Source organism: Enterobacter sp. 940_PEND, assembly GCF_001059415.1.
GTDB lineage: Bacteria > Pseudomonadota > Gammaproteobacteria > Enterobacterales > Enterobacteriaceae > Enterobacter > Enterobacter cloacae_M.
On sequence record NZ_JUMS01000124.1, the window covers coordinates 1 to 19,299 of the forward strand.

Annotated in this window: 17 protein-coding genes and 1 pseudogene; 8 read left to right on the forward strand and 10 right to left on the reverse strand. The window is 53.2% G+C overall.

Annotated features, from left to right (window positions below; translation table 11 throughout):
* The first annotated feature begins 271 nt into the window (after positions 1-271).
* Together nadA and pnuC are read left to right on the forward strand one after the other, a co-directional pair.
* On the forward strand, positions 272-1,315 hold the full coding sequence (gene nadA, locus ADJ24_RS18295) for a quinolinate synthase NadA (RefSeq protein WP_023310800.1): 1,044 nt from the start codon (positions 272-274) through the stop codon (positions 1,313-1,315).
* A gap of 22 nt (positions 1,316-1,337) precedes the next feature.
* Positions 1,338-2,057 carry a nicotinamide riboside transporter PnuC gene (gene pnuC, locus ADJ24_RS18300; protein WP_023310801.1) on the forward strand — a complete coding sequence of 240 codons (720 nt, stop codon included), beginning with the start codon at positions 1,338-1,340 and terminating at the stop codon, positions 2,055-2,057.
* On the opposite strand, the gene zitB is transcribed toward pnuC, so the two are convergent.
* Both zitB and ADJ24_RS18310 read right to left on the reverse strand, forming a co-directional pair.
* On the reverse strand, positions 2,054-2,992 hold the full coding sequence (zitB, locus tag ADJ24_RS18305) for a CDF family zinc transporter ZitB (protein WP_023310802.1): 939 nt from the start codon (positions 2,990-2,992) through the stop codon (positions 2,054-2,056). The two genes, pnuC and zitB, sit on opposite strands and share 4 nt — an antisense overlap.
* A 106-nt stretch (positions 2,993-3,098) precedes the next feature.
* Complete coding sequence (locus ADJ24_RS18310; protein WP_023310803.1) at positions 3,099-3,479, reverse strand: protein YbgS; 381 nt, start codon at positions 3,477-3,479, stop codon at positions 3,099-3,101.
* A 304-nt stretch (positions 3,480-3,783) separates the two neighbouring features.
* On the opposite strand from ADJ24_RS18310, the gene aroG reads away from it, so the two are divergent.
* On the forward strand, positions 3,784-4,836 hold the full coding sequence (gene aroG / locus ADJ24_RS18315; RefSeq protein WP_008501110.1) for a 3-deoxy-7-phosphoheptulonate synthase AroG: 1,053 nt from the start codon (positions 3,784-3,786) through the stop codon (positions 4,834-4,836).
* A 60-nt stretch (positions 4,837-4,896) separates the two neighbouring features.
* Here the strand turns inward: aroG and gpmA are convergent, their stop codons facing one another.
* From gpmA to modE, 7 genes are all read right to left on the reverse strand, one after another.
* Positions 4,897-5,649, reverse strand: a complete 753-nt coding sequence (gene gpmA, locus ADJ24_RS18320; RefSeq protein ID WP_023310804.1) for a 2,3-diphosphoglycerate-dependent phosphoglycerate mutase — start codon at positions 5,647-5,649, stop codon at positions 4,897-4,899.
* Between the two features lie 206 nt (positions 5,650-5,855).
* Complete coding sequence (galM, locus tag ADJ24_RS18325; protein ID WP_023310805.1) at positions 5,856-6,896, reverse strand: galactose-1-epimerase; 1,041 nt, start codon at positions 6,894-6,896, stop codon at positions 5,856-5,858.
* Positions 6,890-8,038, reverse strand: a complete 1,149-nt coding sequence (gene galK / locus ADJ24_RS18330; protein ID WP_023310806.1) for a galactokinase — start codon at positions 8,036-8,038, stop codon at positions 6,890-6,892. The genes galM and galK overlap by 7 nt, the downstream gene beginning before the upstream one ends.
* Before the next feature lie 5 nt (positions 8,039-8,043).
* Complete coding sequence (galT, locus tag ADJ24_RS18335; RefSeq protein ID WP_023310807.1) at positions 8,044-9,090, reverse strand: galactose-1-phosphate uridylyltransferase; 1,047 nt, start codon at positions 9,088-9,090, stop codon at positions 8,044-8,046.
* A 9-nt stretch (positions 9,091-9,099) separates the two neighbouring features.
* Positions 9,100-10,116, reverse strand: a complete 1,017-nt coding sequence (gene galE / locus ADJ24_RS18340) for a UDP-glucose 4-epimerase GalE (RefSeq protein WP_023310808.1) — start codon at positions 10,114-10,116, stop codon at positions 9,100-9,102.
* 201 nt (positions 10,117-10,317) lie between these two features.
* The gene (modF, locus tag ADJ24_RS18345) at positions 10,318-11,790 is read right to left on the reverse strand and encodes a molybdate ABC transporter ATP-binding protein ModF (protein WP_023310809.1); all 1,473 of its coding nucleotides are present in this window, start codon (positions 11,788-11,790) and stop codon (positions 10,318-10,320) included.
* 67 nt (positions 11,791-11,857) lie between these two features.
* Entirely contained in the window at positions 11,858-12,646 is a 789-nt protein-coding gene (gene modE / locus ADJ24_RS18350) for a molybdenum-dependent transcriptional regulator (protein ID WP_023310810.1), read from the reverse strand.
* A 127-nt stretch (positions 12,647-12,773) separates the two neighbouring features.
* Here modE and ADJ24_RS18355 point away from each other — a divergent pair, with 127 nt between their 5' ends.
* From ADJ24_RS18355 to modC, 4 genes are all read left to right on the forward strand, one after another.
* The gene (locus ADJ24_RS18355) at positions 12,774-12,923 is read left to right on the forward strand and encodes an AcrZ family multidrug efflux pump-associated protein (protein WP_023310811.1); all 150 of its coding nucleotides are present in this window, start codon (positions 12,774-12,776) and stop codon (positions 12,921-12,923) included.
* Positions 12,924-13,101: 178 nt separating this feature from the next.
* Complete coding sequence (gene modA / locus ADJ24_RS18360) at positions 13,102-13,875, forward strand: molybdate ABC transporter substrate-binding protein (protein WP_023310812.1); 774 nt, start codon at positions 13,102-13,104, stop codon at positions 13,873-13,875.
* A complete protein-coding gene (gene modB / locus ADJ24_RS18365) occupies positions 13,875-14,564 on the forward strand; it encodes a molybdate ABC transporter permease subunit (RefSeq protein WP_048703265.1) in 690 nt (229 codons plus the stop codon). The genes modA and modB overlap by 1 nt, the downstream gene beginning before the upstream one ends.
* A gap of 2 nt (positions 14,565-14,566) precedes the next feature.
* On the forward strand, positions 14,567-15,625 hold the full coding sequence (gene modC, locus ADJ24_RS18370; protein WP_023310814.1) for a molybdenum ABC transporter ATP-binding protein ModC: 1,059 nt from the start codon (positions 14,567-14,569) through the stop codon (positions 15,623-15,625).
* Here modC and ADJ24_RS18375 read toward each other — a convergent pair.
* Positions 15,626-16,243 (reverse strand): annotated as a pseudogene (locus tag ADJ24_RS18375) (pyridoxal phosphatase); the annotation flags it as partial.
* A 31-nt stretch (positions 16,244-16,274) separates the two neighbouring features.
* Here ADJ24_RS18375 and ADJ24_RS18380 point away from each other — a divergent pair.
* Positions 16,275-18,089: a recombinase family protein gene (locus ADJ24_RS18380; protein WP_023292993.1), complete on the forward strand. Its 1,815-nt coding sequence runs from the start codon at positions 16,275-16,277 to the stop codon at positions 18,087-18,089.
* The last annotated feature ends 1,210 nt before the right edge of the window (positions 18,090-19,299 follow it).

Sequence of the window (19,299 nt, forward strand, 5' to 3'; positions counted from 1 at the left end):
TTGACTTTTAATCAATTGGTCGCAGGTTCGAATCCTGCACGACCCACCAGTGTAGAAAGGCGCCCTAAAGGCGCCTTTTTGCTATCTGCCGTCTGTGCAGGTCGGGCAAGGCGAAGCCGCCGGCCGACAAATGCTATCCGCACCTATTTCCTGTGACTTTTCCTCTCATATTCGCTATCTTGTTTAGTATACAAAACACAATTGCCATGCGTTTTGCTATGTCATGCAAAAGAAAGGCAATATTGTTAAGCCCGTAAAACGAGAAGCCATAATGAGTGTGATGTTTGATCCTGAAGCCGCAATCTATCCGTTTCCGCCAAAGCCTGTCCCGCTAAGCCAGGACGAAAAGCAATTCTACCGTGAGAAGATCAAACGTCTTCTTAAAGAACGAGATGCGGTGATGGTGGCCCATTACTACACCGACCCGGAAATACAGCAGCTGGCTGAAGAGACCGGGGGCTGCATTTCTGACTCACTGGAGATGGCGCGCTTCGGTGCACGACATCCCGCTTCCACGCTGCTGGTTGCCGGCGTGCGTTTTATGGGCGAAACGGCAAAGATCCTGAGCCCGGAAAAAACCATTCTGATGCCCACGCTTAACGCGGAGTGTTCACTGGATCTCGGCTGCCCGATTGACGAATTCACGGCCTTCTGTGATGCCCATCCTGACCGGACCGTGGTGGTCTACGCTAACACCTCTGCGGCCGTAAAAGCGCGTGCAGACTGGGTGGTCACATCGAGTATCGCCGTTGAACTGATTGAACATCTGGATAGCCTGGGCGAGAAAATTATCTGGGCGCCCGATCGCCATCTCGGCAATTATGTCCAGAAGCAGACGGGGGCTAACGTTCTCTGCTGGCAGGGTGCCTGCATTGTGCACGACGAATTCAAAACCCAGGCGCTGGCGCGCATGAAGGCACTTTATCCTGACGCCGCGATTCTTGTTCACCCTGAATCACCCCAGTCTATTGTCGACATGGCGGACGCCGTGGGTTCCACCAGCCAGCTTATCAACGCGGCCAGGACGTTGCCTCACAAGCAGCTCATCGTGGCGACCGATCGCGGTATCTTCTACAAGATGCAGCAGGCCGTGCCGGAGAAAGAGCTCCTTGAAGCGCCAACGGCGGGCGAGGGCGCAACGTGTCGCAGCTGTGCGCACTGCCCGTGGATGGCGATGAACGGCCTGAAGGCCATTGCCGAAGGGCTCGAGACGGGCGGTGCAGCACATGAAATCCATGTGGATGCCGCCCTGCGTGAAGGTGCGTTAATTCCGCTTAACCGCATGCTGGATTTTGCGGCTACACTACGTACTTAATTCAAAACGTCCCGGGGAAAAGATGGATTTTTTTAGCACGCAGAACATTCTGTTTCATATACCGATTGGTGCAGGTGGCTATGACCTGTCATGGATTGAGGCCGTTGGCACGCTGGCGGGATTACTCTGTATCTGGCTGGCAAGCCTGGAGAAAATCAGCAACTACGCGTTCGGGCTGATTAACGTTACGCTGTTTGCAATTATCTTCTTCCAGATCCAGCTGTACGCCAGCCTGCTTTTGCAGCTGTTCTTCTTTGCGGCCAATATTTACGGCTGGTACGCGTGGTCGCGTCAGAACAGCCAGCAGGAGGCAGAGCTGCAGATCCGCTGGCTGCCCTTGCCGAAAGCCATCGCCTGGTTTGTCGCCTGTCTGGTCGCCATTGGTTTAATGACCGTCTACATCAACCCGGTGTTTGCGTTCCTGACCCGCGTTGCCGTGTCGGTCATGTCCGGTTTCGGCCTGAACGTGACGATGCCCGAGCTCCAGCCGGATGCCTTCCCGTTCTGGGATTCCTGCATGATGGTGCTGTCGATTGCGGCGATGATCCTGATGACGCGAAAATACGTTGAGAACTGGCTGCTGTGGGTCATCATCAACGTGATCAGCGTGGCGATCTTCGCCCTGCAGGGCGTCTATGCGATGTCGCTGGAATATCTGCTGCTGACCTTCATCGCGCTGAACGGCAGCCGGATGTGGATTAAGAGCGCGCGTGAGCGAGGTTCTCACGCGCTTTCCAGCTAGTGATGATGCTGATGTGAATGTCCGGACTGCGCCTCGTTAAGGTGGCAGTCCGGCCCGTTACAGGGCTGATACTCCATCTGGATGGTGGCGTGGCCAATTTCGTAGTGATGTTCGAGAAAATGCTGGATGCGTTCAAGCAGCGCATCGTGGTCGTGAGGCGGGATCACCTGGACGTGCAGCGTCATGACCGGTTTTTCCCCCACCAGCCAGACGTGCACGTGATGAACGTTGCGTACTTCCGGGACTGAACGGCGCAGGTTGCGCTTCAGCTCTTCAATATCCATAGATGTCGGTGCCCCTTCAAGCAGTTCATTCACGCTCTCCTTCAGCAGTCGCCAGGCGCTGCGCAAGACCAGACATGACACCAGCACGGACAGAATCGGATCGACAGGCGTCCAGCCGGTATAGAGGATCACCAGCGCGGCGACGATCGCCCCGACTGAGCCGAGCAAATCACCCAGGACATGCAGAGCCGCAGCGCGCACGTTGAGGTTCTTTTCTCCGCTGCCGCGGTGCAGAATCCAGAAGGCCAGGATATTTGCCAGCAGCCCCGCCACGGCAATCACCATCATTGTTGTCCCGGCGATTGGCTGCGGGTGTCTGAAGCGCTGTACGGCCTCCCAGACGATAAGAACGGTGATGACCACCAGCGCAATAGCGTTCACAAACGCGGCAAGGGTTGTCAGCCTCAGCCAGCCGAAGGTATGGCGCGCATTGGGAGGACGACGCGCAAACTGTACCGCCAGGAGGGCGAAGAGCAGCGCTGCGGCATCGGTCAGCATATGCCCGGCATCAGCCAGTAGCGCCAGAGAGCCGGAAATCAGGCCGCCAATGACCTCGATAACCATAAACGTTGCCGTAACGCCAAAGGCCAGCATCAGTCGTTTAGCGTTGTCGTTGCCGGGAGAGTGTGAGTGGGAATGGGAGTGCGCCATATCTGCTTTCCTGATGTGTTATTGTTTTTAGTGTAGCGTTTTTAATAGGTTACTCCAAAAAGAAAGGAGAGCCTGAGCTCTCCTTTTTCTTACCGGTTACCACCCCTTACTGGGTTGTGCCATCGGTTTTGGTATTCGCGTCGTTCCCTACTTTATCATTAGGATCGGGGCATTTGCCGTCCTTACACATCGAGTTCTTATGAACCTCATCCGAACTCATATTGTCATGATTCATTGTGCCGGAACCGCTGCTGTTGGGATGCAGCATAGTGCCGCCGGTGTTGGTGTTACCGGTATTGATCTGGCTGTTGTCGACATTATTCGGGGCGATGTTCTGTTTCGCATCAGGGGCGGGCTGGCCTGCTGCCGCAGCGGCATTGGCATCCCCGTTGCTATCGGATGTGCCCGTTTCCGCGGCCAGGACGCTGCCGCTTGCCAGAGTGAGTGTGGCGGTCAGGAAGAGGGTTGCCAGTTTAGTCATTTTCATCATGGTGCTCCTGTTCTTGTCGTTACGCTGGATAACTTTCTCCAACAGTGCATCTGTTTCAGAGGCGAAAGATTCCTCCTCACGGACTTACGTCAGTAGGGAATCGCGTTTAAGCGTTTAAAATTGGTTGTTACAGTTAAAAAGCTTAGGTTAGATCTCGTTTTTCGCTATTTTGTGGCGATTTTTAGGCGAATTCCAGGAATTATCTGCGTGAAGTGTAAAACCGTGTTTACACTTCCTGGTCGACAAGATAGATTGAAAGGATTGCTTTCATTACTAAAGATATGGCAGAGCTGGAACGAAGATGAATTATCAGAACGACGATTTACGCATTAAAGAGATCAATGAGTTATTACCTCCTGTAGCGCTCCTTGAGAAATTCCCCGCCACTGAAAATGCCGCAAACACGGTTTCTCATGCTCGTAAAGCGATCCATAAGATCCTGAAAGGTAATGACGATCGTCTTCTGGTGGTGATTGGCCCGTGCTCCATTCACGATCCTGCAGCTGCGAAAGAGTACGCAGCCCGTCTGCTCACTCTGCGTGAAGAGCTGAAGGACGAGCTTGAAATCGTCATGCGCGTTTATTTTGAAAAACCGCGCACCACCGTGGGCTGGAAAGGGCTGATTAACGATCCGCATATGGATAACAGCTTCCAGATCAACGACGGTCTGCGCATTGCGCGCAAGCTGCTGCTGGAGATCAACGACAGCGGCCTGCCTGCTGCCGGTGAATTCCTGGACATGATTACGCCACAATACCTGGCAGACCTGATGAGCTGGGGCGCAATTGGTGCGCGCACGACTGAATCTCAGGTTCACCGCGAGCTGGCGTCCGGTCTCTCTTGCCCGGTGGGTTTCAAAAACGGCACTGACGGCACCATTAAGGTGGCTATCGACGCCATCAACGCAGCGGGTGCGCCGCACTGCTTCCTGTCCGTAACCAAATGGGGCCATTCCGCCATCGTTAACACCAGCGGGAACGGTGACTGCCATATCATTCTGCGCGGCGGCAAAGAGCCGAACTACAGCGCGAAACACGTGGCAGAAGTGAAGGTCGGGCTGGAAAAAGCCGGGCTGCCACCGCAGGTGATGATCGATTTCAGCCATGCCAACTCCAGCAAGCAGTTTAAAAAGCAGATGGAAGTGGGTGCAGACGTCTGCCAGCAGATTGCCGGCGGTGAGAAGGCGGTGATTGGGGTGATGATCGAAAGCCATCTGGTTGAAGGTAACCAGAACCTGGAAGGCAGCGAGCCGCTGGTGTATGGCAAAAGCGTCACCGATGCCTGCATTGGCTGGGACGATACCGATGCTATCCTGCGTCAGCTGGCGAATGCGGTAAAAGCGCGTCGCGGCTGAATTCTCAGTCACAAATAAAAAGCGCGGAAGGCTCCGCGCTTTTTTTATATCTGGCGAAAATTACTTCGCTTTACCCTGGTTCGCGACAGCCGCTGCTTTCGCCGCGATCTCTTCTGCGTTACCCAGATAGTAGTGTTTGATTGGCTTGAAGTTTTCGTCGAACTCATACACCAGCGGTACGCCGGTTGGGATGTTCAGTTCGAGGATTTCGTCTTCACCCATGTTGTCCAGGTATTTCACCAGCGCACGCAGGGAGTTACCGTGAGCCGCGATGATCACGCGCTCGCCGCTTTTCAGGCGTGGCAGAATGGTTTCGTTCCAGTAAGGCACAACGCGGTCGATGGTCAGCGCCAGGCTTTCGGTGGTTGGCAGCTCAGCGTCGGTCAGCTTCGCGTAACGCGGATCGTGGCCCGGGTAGCGCTCGTCATCTTTGGTCAGCTCTGGTGGGGTGATTGCGAAGCCGCGACGCCACTGTTTAACCTGCTCGTCGCCATATTTCTCAGCGGTTTCCGCTTTGTTCAGGCCCTGCAGCGCACCGTAGTGACGTTCGTTCAGTTTCCAGGACTTCTCAACCGGCAGCCAGGCCTGATCCAGTTCGTCCAGCACGTTCCACAGGGTGTGGATGGCACGTTTCAGCACAGAGGTGTAAGCAAAATCAAAGCTGAAGCCTTCTTCCTTCAGCAGTTTACCTGCTGCTTTTGCTTCGCTTACGCCTTTCTCAGACAGATCAACGTCGTACCAACCGGTAAAGCGGTTTTCGTTGTTCCACTGGCTTTCGCCGTGACGCACCAGGACCAGCTTAGTTATAGCCATCTCTTACTCCTCAAGCATTTTTAGAATGATAACAATTCTCATTATATTGCCGTGGCCGTGCCACCAGCAACGCTTACCCCTAACCATAGCGAAAATAGTCTCTGAGTGTAAGATGCTTGTGAATCCAGGGTTATGATTTTGTCTGCGATCGGCGCTATTTTCAGCAAGGCGCGTAGAAAAAAGCCCTCCGGAGGGAGGGCTGGATATTAATGTGGAATAAAATGATATTCCGTCACGCTCACGTACTCTTCACCCGGGCGCAGCACGCAGTCCGGCTGTGGCCATTCAGGATGGTTCGGGCTGTCCGGCAGGAACTCGCTCTCCAACGCCAGGCCTTGCCAGTCGCTGTACTCATCGTGTTCGCGCGCCGTGGTGCCGCCGAGGTAGTTGCCTGAGTAAAACTGCAGGGCGGGGGCGGTGGTATAAACCGTCATCTGCAGTTTCTCATCCGCAGACCAGACCTGCGCGGCAGGCTGTTTCACATCGCCTTTGGCCTGCAGCAGGAAAGCGTGATCGTAGCCTTTCACCTTGCGCTGATCGTCATCGCTCATGAAATCCTGGGCGATGGACTTCGCGCTGCGGAAGTCAAAGCTGGTGCCGCTCACGTCTTTGAGGCCCTGATACGGAATGCCCATCTCGTCAACCGGCAGATACGCATCCGCCAGGATCTGCAGCTTATGGTTACGCACGTCGCACTGGCTACCGTCCAGGTTGAAATACGCGTGATTGGTCAGATTGACCGGACACGGCCTGTCGACCGTCGCACGGTATTCGATGGCGATACGGTTGTCGTCGGTCAGCGTAAAGCGCGCGGATGCGACAAGGTTCCCCGGAAAGCCCTGGTCGCCATCAGGCGAATCCAGCGAGAACAGAACTTCGCTATCGTTTTGACGAACAATCTTCCAGCGGCGTTTATCAAACCCGTCCGGTCCGCCGTGCAGCTGGTTCTCACCCTGGCTTGGAAGCAGGGTGTACTGCACGCCGTCGAGTTCAAAACGGCTTTTCGCGATGCGGTTAGCATAGCGCCCAACGGACGCGCCAAGATAGGCGGACTGATTGACGTACTGCTCAGGCGAGGCGCAGCCGAGCAGAGTCTCACGCACGCTGCCGTCCGGCATCGGTACGCGGGCAGAAAGAAGGGTTGCCCCCCAGTCCATCACCGTAACGACCATCCCCGCGCGATTGCGCAGGGTTAACAGGCGATACGGCAGACCATCCGGTGCAAGGGTAGGTGTTTCGTTTAGCACTGTCCGGCTCCTTGTGATGCTTTGCAAACATAGAAGGTTTCTTTGATGCCCGTTTTTGCTTCGTACTGCTTCGCCACGGCATCCTGTACGGCAGGGACCAGCTCTTCTGGCACCAGCGCAACGATGCAGCCGCCAAAACCGCCGCCCGTCATGCGCACGCCGCCTTTGTCGCCGATGGTGGCTTTAACGATGTCCACCAGGGTGTCGATCTGCGGCACGGTGATTTCAAAATCATCGCGCATGGAGGCGTGAGATTCCGCCATCAGCTCACCCATGCGTTTCAGATCGCCTTTCGCCAGCGCGGACGCGGCTTCAACGGTACGGGCATTTTCCGTCAGCACGTGACGAACGCGTTTGGCGACGACCGGATCCAGCTCGTGTGCCACTTTGTTAAATTCATTGAGCGTCACGTCGCGCAGGGCAGGCTGCTGGAAGAAGCGGGCGCCGGTTTCGCATTGCTGGCGGCGGGTGTTGTATTCGCTGCCCACCAGCGTGCGCTTAAAGTTGCTGTTAATGATGACGACAGCCGCGCCTTTTGGCAGGGGAACGGCTTTGGTACCCAGCGAGCGGCAATCAATTAACAGGGCATGCTCTTTTTTGCCCAGCGCGGAGATCAGCTGGTCCATAATGCCGCAGTTACAGCCCACGAACTGGTTTTCTGCTTCCTGACCATTCAGGGCGATTTGCGCGCCGTCCAGCGGCAGATGATAAAGCTGCTGGAACACGGTGCCCACGGCGACTTCCAGAGACGCAGAGGAGCTTAAGCCCGCACCCTGCGGCACGTTGCCGCTGATAACTAAATCGGCGCCGCCAAAGTTCTTGTTGCGCTTCTGAAGGTGTTTCACCACGCCGCGCACGTAGTTAGACCACTGCTGGCTGTCGTGCGTCACAATCGGGGCATCGAGAGAAAACTCGTCCGTCTCATTACCGTAATCCGCCGCAATCACGCGAACTTTACGGTCGTCGCGCTTCGCGCAGCTGATAACGGTCTGGTAATCGATGGCGCACGGCAGCACGAAACCGTCGTTATAGTCGGTGTGTTCACCGATCAGGTTAACGCGGCCTGGCGCCTGGATAACGTGGGTGGCAGGGTAGCCAAATTTCTCAGCAAACAGGGATTGGGTTTTATCTTTCAGACTCATTTTTTTTAGACTCCTGATTCGCGATAGTGGACGTCGCTAACGGCACGCAGACGTTCTGCCGCCTGTTCCGCCGTCAGGTCACGCTGGGTTTCCGCCAGCATTTCATAGCCCACCATAAATTTACGCACCGTCGCAGAGCGCAGCAGCGGCGGATAGAAATGGGCGTGCAGCTGCCAGTGTTGATTCTCTTCGCCGTTAAACGGGGCGCCGTGCCAGCCCATGGAGTACGGGAAGGAGCACTGGAACAGGTTGTCGTAACGGCTGGTGAGCTTTTTCAGCGCCAGGGCAAGGTCGTCGCGCTGCGCGTCGCTGAGATCGGTGATGCGCTGCACGTGTGCTTTCGGCAGCAGCAGCGTTTCAAACGGCCAGGCGGCCCAGTAAGGGACGACGGCCAGCCAGTGTTCGGTTTCCACCACGGTGCGGCTGCCGTCGGCCAGCTCACGCCGGGTATAGTCCACCAGCATCGGCGAACCGTTTTCCGCGAAATACGCTTTCTGCAGATGGTCTTCACGCTCGGCTTCGTTAGGCAGGAAGCTGTTCGCCCAGATCTGGCCGTGCGGGTGCGGGTTTGAGCAGCCCATGGCCGCGCCTTTGTTTTCGAACACCTGCACCCACGGATAGCTCTGCCCCAGCTCTGCGGTTTGCGCCTGCCAGGTGCTGACGACCTCTTTCAGCGCTTCCACGCTCAGCTCGGGCAGCGTTTTGCTGTGATCCGGCGAGAAGCAGATCACGCGACTGGTTCCGCGCGCGCTTTCGCAGCGCATCAGCGGATCGTGGCTTTCCGGCGCGTTCGGCGTGTCGGTCATCAAGGCGGCAAAATCGTTGGTGAACACGAAGGTGCCTTTGTAGTCAGGGTTTTTGTCCCCGGTGACGCGCGTGTTGCCCGGACAGAGGAAGCAGTCCGGGTCATGCTGTGGCAGCGTCTGTTTTGCAGGCGTCTCCTGAGCCCCCTGCCAGGGGCGCTTGGCGCGATGCGGGGAGACCAAAATCCATTGCCCGCTTAACGGGTTAAAACGACGATGCGGATGATCGACGGGATTAAATTGCGTCATGACGGATCCTTAGTCCGGATAGCCTTGCGGGTGGCGTGACTGCCAGTGCCAGGTATCCTGTGCCATTTCATCAAGCGTGCGCGTCACACGCCAGTTGAGCTCTTTGTCGGCTTTGGTGGCATCGGCCCAGTAAGCAGGCAGGTCGCCATCACGACGCGGAGCGAAGTGGTAGTTAACCGGCTTACCGCAGGCTTTGCTGAAGGCGTTAACCACGTCCAGCACGCTGCTGCCGACCCCGGCGCCGAGGTTGTAAATATGCACGCCCGGTTTGTTGGCCAGCTGCTGCATAGCCGCAACGTGACCGTCGGCCAAATCCATCACGTGGATGTAGTCGCGCACGCCGGTGCCGTCTTCGGTCGGATAGTCATTGCCAAAAATCGCCAGCGAGTCGCGGCGACCCACGGCAACCTGGGCGATATACGGCATCAGGTTGTTCGGGATGCCCTGCGGATCTTCACCCATGTCGCCGGACGGATGCGCGCCGACCGGGTTGAAGTAGCGCAGCAGCGCGATGCTCCACTCCGGCTGCGCTTTTTGCAGGTCGGTCAGGATCTGCTCCACCATCAGCTTGCTTTTGCCGTACGGGCTTTGCGGGGTACCGGTCGGGAAGCTTTCAACGTAAGGGATTTTGGGCTGATCGCCGTAGACGGTGGCGGAGGAGCTAAAAATGAAGTTTTTGACGTTGGCCGCGCGCATAGCGGAGATGAGACGCAGGGTACCGTTGACGTTGTTGTCGTAATACTCGAGCGGCTTCGCAACGGATTCACCGACCGCTTTCAGACCCGCGAAGTGGATCACCGCTTCGATGGCGTGGTCGTGAAGGATCTCGGTCATCAGCGCTTCGTTGCGGATGTCGCCTTCCACGAAAGTCGGTTGTTTACCGCCAAGGCATTCAATCACCGGCAGCACGCTGCGCTTACTGTTGCACAGGTTGTCGAGGATGATGACGTCGTGACCGTTTTGCAGCAGTTGCACGCAGGTATGACTACCTATGTAACCGCTACCACCTGTTACCAGAACTCGCATATTTCGCTCCATTGGGCTTATGGTATGTAATAACCATAGCATAACAGAGACGCGAAAAGTGTGACATGGGATAAAATAGTGGAATCGTTTACACTCGTTTTCACACTCGCTTTTACAATGAATCCGAGCATTCTAGATCAAAGAGATAGCGATGTATTGATGCAAGTTATCTGAAAAAGAGGAGGGCAGAGCCCTCCACGGTTAATCGACGTTGCTGAGAAGGTAGCGATAACCCTCACCGTCCGGCACAAACTCCAGGCGATGGGTGATGCAGGAGGGGGCATCTTCGGCGTGATGTGAAACGAACAGCAGCTGCGTATCACCTTCGCTAATCAGGACATCCACAAAGCGGCGGATAAGCTGGCGGTTCAGCGGGTCGAGTCCCTGCAGCGGTTCGTCGAGGATCAGAAGCGTAGGGTGTTTCACCAGCGCGCGAACGATCAGGGCCAGTCGCTGCTGCCCCCACGACAGACTATGAAACGGCGCGTCAGCGACCCGGTTGTCCATGCCCAGGATATCCAGCCACTGCTGGGCCAGCTTGTGCTGTTTGTCCGACACCGCCTGATAAATGCCGATCGAGTCAAAATATCCGGAAAGGATCACGTTGCGTACCGTGGTACTGACCCGATAGTCCAGATGCAGGCTGCTGCTGACGTAGCCGATATGTTTTTTTATATCCCAGATGGTTTCGCCGCTGCCGCGACGCCGACCAAACAGCGTCAGATCGTTGCTATAGCCCTGCGGGTGATCGCCGGTGATCAGGCTCAGCAGCGTGGATTTCCCCGCGCCGTTAGGGCCGACAATCTGCCAGTGTTCGCCGGGATTGACCGTCCAGCTAAGACGGTTGAGGATCGGGCGATCGTCATAAGAGACAATCCCCTCTCGCAGCACGATGCGCGGCTGGTGGGGATCGAGCGCATGGCGGGCCGAAGGGGAGTCAGGTTCCGGAAGGGTAATTCCGTCGAGCTGTTCGCTGTGCGCGAGCTGGGCAATGAGCGCCTGCTTGAGCAGCGCGGTTTTTTCGCCGGTCTCGGTCAGGTTACAGTCGGCCAGTACGCCCGCGTGCTGAATAAAGTCCGGAATTTCATCGAAGCGGTTAAGCACCAAAACCAGGGTATATCCCTGCTGATTAAGCGACTCCAGCAGGGACGCCAGCTGCGCACGGGACTGCACGTCAAGGCCGTCAAACGGTTCGTCGAGTATAAGCAGCTCGGGCTCGCTCATCAGCGCCTGGCAAAGCAGCGTTTTTCGCGTCTCGCCGGTAGAAAGGTATTTGAAGCGCCGGTTGAGCAGGGCGGTGATGCCGAACCGTTCTGCCAGGCGCTGACAGCGGGCGGGATCTTTCACCTCATCCTGAATAATTTCCGCCGTCGTACGGCCGGTATCTTCTTCGCCTGGGCTGAGTAAATCAGTGTTATTGCGCTGCCACTCCTCGCTTACCAGCTTTTGCAGTTGTTCAAACGACAGGCGCGTCAGGCGCGTAAAGTCGCCCTGGTATTCGCCCTTGAGGAGGGGGAGTTCGCCGGCCAGCGCGCGGGCCAGCGCGGATTTACCGCTGCCGTTAGTGCCGACAAACGCCCAGCTTTCACCCGCGCGTATCGTCAAATCAGCAATCGTCAGCGTTCGGGTATCGCTAAGACGAAACGTGCCTTGCGAAATATGCAATGATGACATGATTTATCCCTGTTTTTGCAGCACCAGATATCAGGGATACGCACTGTCGGCGCGATTGTCAATGCGCTCAGCACAATGTGGCGATAATCACCCGGTCTGCGTTGAACCAGGCGGTAACGACAGAACCGTCTTCTAAACCTTCCGCTTCGCTAAGCGGTATGGTCGCGCAAAGCGGCTGCCCATCTGCCAGGGTCATTAGCACTTCGCACTGCGCCTGGCCGCGTTCGATATGGCTAATTGCGCCCTGGAGCTGGTTATCGGCCGCCTTTGCGGCGTCGGGATCGCGCGTAATATTGACCCACGGCGCTTTCAGCAGAACCAGCACCTCTTTACCTTCATCCAGCTCAAGACGTTCCGCGCTCTGCGCCGTTATTGCGGCCTTCAGACGAGTGGTGCCATCGGCAAGCAGGATCTCAATATGCTGCTGTATCTGGAGATTGTCGCGCGCCGTCACCTTACCAAACCACTGGTTGCGGGCGCTGGTTTGTAACGAGAAGCGGGAAATGGCGGCCAGCAGACTGTCCAGCGGAACGTTATCGTCGTCGCTCAACACATCGAACGCCTTTTGCTGGATCTGGGCCAGCAGATCGTAAAGCTGAATAAGGCGCTGGCCATAGCGCGTCACGATCGCACCGCCGCCGCCTTTGCCGCCTGTGGCTCTGTCCACCAGCTGTTGTTCGCTCAGGGTGTTCATTTCGTTGATGGCGTCCCAGGCACTTTTGTAGCTGATGCCCGCGTTTTTCGCCCCCTGGCTAATCGAGCCCGTTTGTTCTATTTGTTTAAGCAGGGCGATACGCCGCGGATCGGCGAAAAGCTTTTGCTGAAGTCGTAGAGTGAGAAGAATTTCGGCCTGCATAACAGTGTCCTGGCAAAAAGAGTATTGTGGCCTAAATGGTGCAGGGCGCAAAGAGTACCGCACAAAAGGGGATGTTTTTCTCACTTGAAAAGGTAGAATGAGCTATTCACAATATCTGGAGAAAACCATGTTAGAGTTGTTGAAAAGTCTGGTATTCGCCGTGATCATGGTACCAGTAGTGATGGCCATCATCCTCGGTGCCATCTACGGCCTGGGTGAAGTGTTCAACGTCTTTTCGAACATTGGTCACAAAGACCAGGCTAAAAAGCAGCATTGATTCCCTACAAAACGCCCGGCGAGTCCGGGCGTTTTGCTCTCAAGATTTTCCCGTCTACGCCGATATTATTTAACGCATCACCCCGGTTTACCCCTTCAGCGGTACGATTAAACGCTGGGATCTCCCTGACGTTACCGTTATATTAATATGTATATAACGCTACTCAAAGGAGTTACAGATGGCACGTTCATGGGTACGCCTTTTCGCAGGGGCAACGCTGACGCTTTCACTTACCGGACACGCGCTGGCGGACGAAGGTAAAATTACGGTCTTTGCGGCGGCGTCGCTGACCAACGCGCTGCAGGACATCGCGGCGGCGTATAAAAAAGAGAAAAACGTCGAGGTGGTCTCCTCGTTTGCCTCTTCCTCTACGCTGGCGCGCCAGATAGAAGCGGGCGCGCCGGCGGATCTGTTCATCTCGGCTGACCAGAAGTGGATGGATTACGCGGCGGAGAAAAAAGCGATTGATGCGACAACCCGCGAAACGCTGCTGGGCAATAGCCTGGTTGTCGTGGCGCCAAAAGCCAGCGTGCAGGCGGACTTCACCATCAACAAACAGACCAACTGGACGAGACTGCTGAACGGTGGCCGTCTGGCTGTGGGCGACCCGGAGCACGTTCCGGCCGGGATTTATGCCAAAGAAGCGCTGCAAAAGCTGGGTGCATGGGAGACATTGTCACCGAAGCTGGCCCCGGCGGAAGATGTGCGCGGCGCGCTGGCGCTGGTAGAGCGCAATGAAGCTCCGCTGGGCATTGTGTATGGCTCTGATGCCGTTGCCAGTAAAGGGGTAAAAGTAGTCGCAACGTTCCCGGAAGACTCCCACAAGAAAGTGGAATATCCTGTTGCGATTGTTGATGGACATAAAAATGCGGCCGTGACGGCCTTCCGCGATTACCTGAAAGGGCCGGAGGCGTCCGCAATCTTTAAACGCTATGGATTTACGACTCACTGATGATATTGACCGATCCTGAATGGCAGGCTGTTCTGCTGAGCCTTAAAGTCTCTTCCCTGGCGGTTGCGCTGAGCTTGCCCTTTGGGATCTTCTTTGCCTGGCTACTGGTTCGCTGTCGGTTTCCCGGCAAAGTGCTGCTCGACAGCGTGCTTCATCTTCCGCTCGTGTTGCCGCCCGTGGTGGTCGGTTATCTGCTGTTAATTTCCATGGGGCGACGCGGTTTTATTGGCGAAAAACTTTACGACTGGTTTGGGCTGACGTTTGCGTTTAGCTGGCGCGGTGCGGTACTGGCGGCGGCGGTGATGTCATTCCCGCTGATGGTGAGGGCGATCCGCCTCGCGCTGGAAGGCGTGGACATAAAGCTCGAACAGGCGGCCCGTACGCTCGGTGCCGGGCGCTGGCGCGTCTTTTTCACCATCACGCTTCCCCTGACGTTACCCGGCATTATTGTCGGGACGGTACTGGCCTTCGCCCGCTCGCTGGGCGAGTTTGGCGCGACCATCACGTTTGTGTCGAACATCCCCGGCGAGACGCGAACCATCCCGTCGGCAATGTATACTCTGATTCAAACGCCGGGCGGTGAAGGCGCGGCGGCGCGGCTGTGTATTATTTCAATTGTGCTGGCGCTGGCATCGCTAATGGTGTCTGAATGGCTGGCGCGGCTCAGCCGCCAGCGGATGGGGAAATAAGCATGCTGGAACTCCATTTCACCCAGACGCTGGGAAACCATACCCTGACGCTTAACGAGACGCTGCCTGCAAGCGGTATCACTGCCATCTTCGGCGTCTCGGGAGCGGGAAAAACGTCGCTGATAAATGCTATCAGTGGTCTGACGCGGCCGCAGTCAGGACGGATTGTATTGAATAACCGCGTCTTAAACGACGTGGAAAACAAGGTTTATCTCACGCCGGATAAACGCCGCATTGGCTATGTTTTCCAGGACGCGCGCTTATTCCCGCACTACAGCGTGCGCGGCAACCTGCGTTACGGCATGGCGAAAAGCATGGCCGGACAGTTTGATAAGCTGGTGACGCTTTTAGGCATTGAGCCTCTGCTCGACAGGCTGCCATCCTCACTCTCCGGCGGAGAAAAACAGCGTGTGGCCATTGGCCGCGCGTTGCTGACCGCCCCCGAGCTGCTGCTGCTCGACGAACCGCTGGCCTCGCTCGATATTCCGCGTAAACGGGAACTTCTGCCTTATCTACAGCGCCTGACCCGGGAAATTAATATTCCGATGCTCTACGTTAGTCATTCGCTGGATGAGATCCTGCATCTCGCCGACAAAGTGCTGGTGCTGGAAGAGGGCAGCGTGAAGGCGTTCGGCAACCTGGAAGAGGTGTGGGGCAGCAGCGTAATGCACCCGTGGTTACCCAGGGAACAGCAGAGCAGCATTCTTAAAGTGAGCGTTCTGGAACACCATCCGCACTACGCGATGACCGCCCTGGCGCTGGGCGACCAGCATCTTTGGGTCAATAAGATCGACAAACCGCTACAGTCCGCGCTGAGAATTCGCATCCAGGCGTCGGACGTCTCGCTGGTGCTGCAGCCGCCGCTGCAAACCAGTATTCGAAATATTCTGCGCGCCAAAGTCGCGGAGTGTTTTGATGATAACGGGCAGGTGGAAGTGAAGCTTGAAGTCGGCAGCAGGACGCTCTGGGCGCGCATCAGCCCGTGGGCGAGGGATGAGTTAGGGATCAAACCCGGCCTGTGGCTTTACGCGCAAATTAAGAGCGTCTCGATCACCGCCTGATTACAGCAGGTGGGTGTAAATGTACTGTGCGATGCTGTCGGTGGTGTTGTCACCAATCACCACGTTGGCGCGGGCTTTCACCGCGTCGTCGGCATTGCCCATCGCCACGCCGGTACCGGCGGCTTCCAGCATGCTGATGTCGTTGTAGTTGTCGCCGAAGGCGATCACGTCACGCATCGACCCGCCCTGAGATTCTACATACTGCGTCAGGCGCTTGCCTTTGCTGTTGCCTTTGCGGGCAATGTCCACCTGGTCATGCCAGGACCATTCGCACTCCAGACCCAGCGTTTGTTCCACGTGTTTTGCGAAGGTATTCAGTTTGGTGGTGTCTTCATCGGTCAGGGCGAATTTCCAGATTGCCTCAACGTCCTGGGCGGCCTGACGCAGGGAGGAAACCTGGGTAAAGACCGGACGCTGCGCTTCAGGCAGGGACAAAGCCCAGTTGCTGGTGCGCACCACGTGGCCGGTAGGGCGCTCGTACAGCATCGCGTTATCCACATACATCAGTCCGTGAACGGCATGCTCATCCAGCAGATCGATCAGCTGCAGCGCCTGGGGAACCGGCAGCGGGTCGGATTCTAAAACCTTTTTTGCCTGATAATCATACAAATGTGTTATGCTTATACAAACAAAAATTAGAAGGTTTAACATGAAAAAAGTATTTGTGTATCATCGTGTTAGCTCGGATCAGCAGCTCGACGGGTCAGGTATCGCACGCCAAGCTGAACTATTAGAAGGCTACTTAGAGCGTACTGGCATTTGTGCGGAAATGGATGATCCAGCCCCAGTAGTACTATCGGATCAAGGTGTCTCAGCCTTTAAGGGTTTAAACATCTCTGAGGGTGAGTTAGGGGCATGGATGGAACAAGTACGTAATGGTATGTGGGATAGTTCTATATTGGTAGTGGAATCTATAGACCGCTTTAGCCGCCAGAACCCGTTTGATGTGATGGGTTACATCAATGCTCTAATGGCACATAACGTAGCTATTCATGATGTAATGGCTAACATAGTTATCAGCCGTAGTAATTCTAAAGATCTACCTTTTGTAATGATGAATGCTCAACGGGCATATGATGAATCTAAGTATAAAAGTGATCGTATTCGTAAAGGGTGGGCGAAGAAACGCGAACAAGCATTCAACAAAGGTACTATAGTAACTAATAAACGTCCTCAATGGATCGAAGTAGAAAATGATAAGTATGTGCTTAATCATAAAGCGGCAGTAGTTAAAGAGATATTTGCTCTTTATCAAACTGGCATGGGATGCCCCACGATTGCTAAACAACTTCAAACGAAAGAAGGTGAGCAATATAAATTTAATCGTCCGTGGACTGGTGAACTTGTTCATAAGATTCTTACTAATCGCCGTGTAACTGGTAAGATTTTCATTTCAGAAATCATCCGTAACCATGATGATATTGAAAATCCAGTAACTCAGAAAAAGTACGATATGGACGTGTACCCTGTAGTGATTAATGAAGAAGAATTTGAATTAGTACAGGAATTGCTAAAGTCTCGTCGTCCTAATGCTGGACGTGTTACCGTGAAGAAAGACGGACAGGAAGAAGTACTGATTAAAAGTAATTTGTTTAGTGGTATCGCTCGTTGTACTGAATGCGGCGGGCCAATGTATCATAATGTGGTTCGTGCTAAACGTACACCAAAGAAAGGCGATCCAAAAATCGAGGAATATAGATACATTCGTTGCCTCAATGAACGTGATGGACTTTGCGAAAATAAAGCTATGACCTATGAAACAGTAGAGCGTTTTGTAGTAGAGCATTTATTAAGCATGGATCTAAACACTGTGATTAAAGAACAAGAATTCAATCCTGAAATTGAAGTGATACGTATTCAAATTGATCAAGTTAAGGATCAGATCACTAACTATGAAAATGGTATTGAACGGCGTAAAAGTGCTGGTAAAGCTGTCTCTTTTGAAATGCGGGAAGAATTGGATGATGCCAAGTTAGAATTAGAACAGTTATTAGCACGTCAAGCTTCATTAGCTACAGTACAAGTAGATTTACCAGTACTACAGGATGTTAACGTTACTGAATTATATAATGTGAATAACGTCGACATACGCACACGTTATGAGAATGAACTTAACAAGATTGTTTCTAATATTCGTCTAAAGCGTAACGGCAATTTTTACACAATTGACATTATCTACAAGCAGAACGAGCTGAAAAGGCATGTCCTTTTTATAGAGAATAAGAAGAAAGAACAAAAGTTAATCAGTGAGGTGATCATTGAAAATGTTGATGGTGCTAAATTCTATTACACACCATCTTTCGTAATTAGTGTTAAAGATGGTGAGATCCGTTTTCAGCAGACTAAAGAAGATCTTACAATCATTGATTATTCGCTATTGCTGAACTATGTAGATGCTGTAGATCGATGTGATGCCGTAGGTGTTTGGATGCGAAACAATATGAGTTTCTTATTCACTAAGTAACGAGTATCCTAAACATAAAACGAAAGAAACCTCTTAATTGACTTGTAACGTCAGCAGAGCCATCAAAAATGCGATTTTAGAATCTTGCTTCAGCCGTGAAGATTTTTTGAAAAATACAAAGTTGAGTAATGATAGTATTTCTCTTTTAAAAATGTAACTAACAATCGTTACATGTATTTTTGTGATAAATCTAACGTTACTTCCAAAGTACATAGTGATGCACTTGAAAGTAGTCTATAGTTAAATTGACAATAATAATAATGTAGTATCAGTTGAGTAGTTAGCAGTACTTTGATGATAGTTGTCATGGGACGTAAGCGAAATACGATACATTTTTTTGCCCTGCTAGTATTTGATGGTATTAGCAGGGTGTATTTATGTTTGAACAACACTAGTAAAGCTAACTATTTATAACGTTGAATAGTCAAGCCATCATAAATCGCAAGGCAGACTATCTAACTTTCCGATAAGTATTTGATTATTTTAAAAACAAGATTTTACGTTTTACGTTTTAAGTTTAATTTTGGCCTCGTGTACGTTCGTATGCGGGGCTTTTTCGTATATGGTAATGCGTTGGTGTGGGTTTGTAATAGAGCCTCTCAAAACGCGTCACAGCAAAGATTTGCGTTAAGTGATTCGTGAGGGTGACTGATATTAGGCGATGTGAGATTTTTCTTGGTGAAAAAACCTTCTATTTGATATAATACCAATCAAGCCAAAACTCCTGTTGGTGAAAGGTAGAGGTTGCCGCCTCTACCGTTTGCCGACGGTTGAAGGTACATTACCTTCTTATAGCCCCTGAAAAGATTCAGGGGCTATAGTATTGAAATGTTCCAACCTGGTATGTTCATATCAGTACTTCTATTACAATAACTCACATGATTACGCCTCTTTATATAAATAAATGTATACAATACAGGAGGCGTATACATGCTAAAGCCATTAATTGAAATCTTTCTTTTCCCAATCTACACAATACTAGTATTGATGTTTATGATTCTCACAGTACTAGCACTTCCACTAAAGATACCATTTGTAGAACGTCACGTAAGACAACACATAAATAAAAGTACTGATAAATTACGAAAGAAAAAGTCCTAAGAATTTTGGAACGGGTGATTTTTTCACGGTATAATGTAGGTATCTATAAAATATTTGGGACAGACGCAAAAAATGTCCTATAATATTGATGTGGCTTTCTGAGTGATCG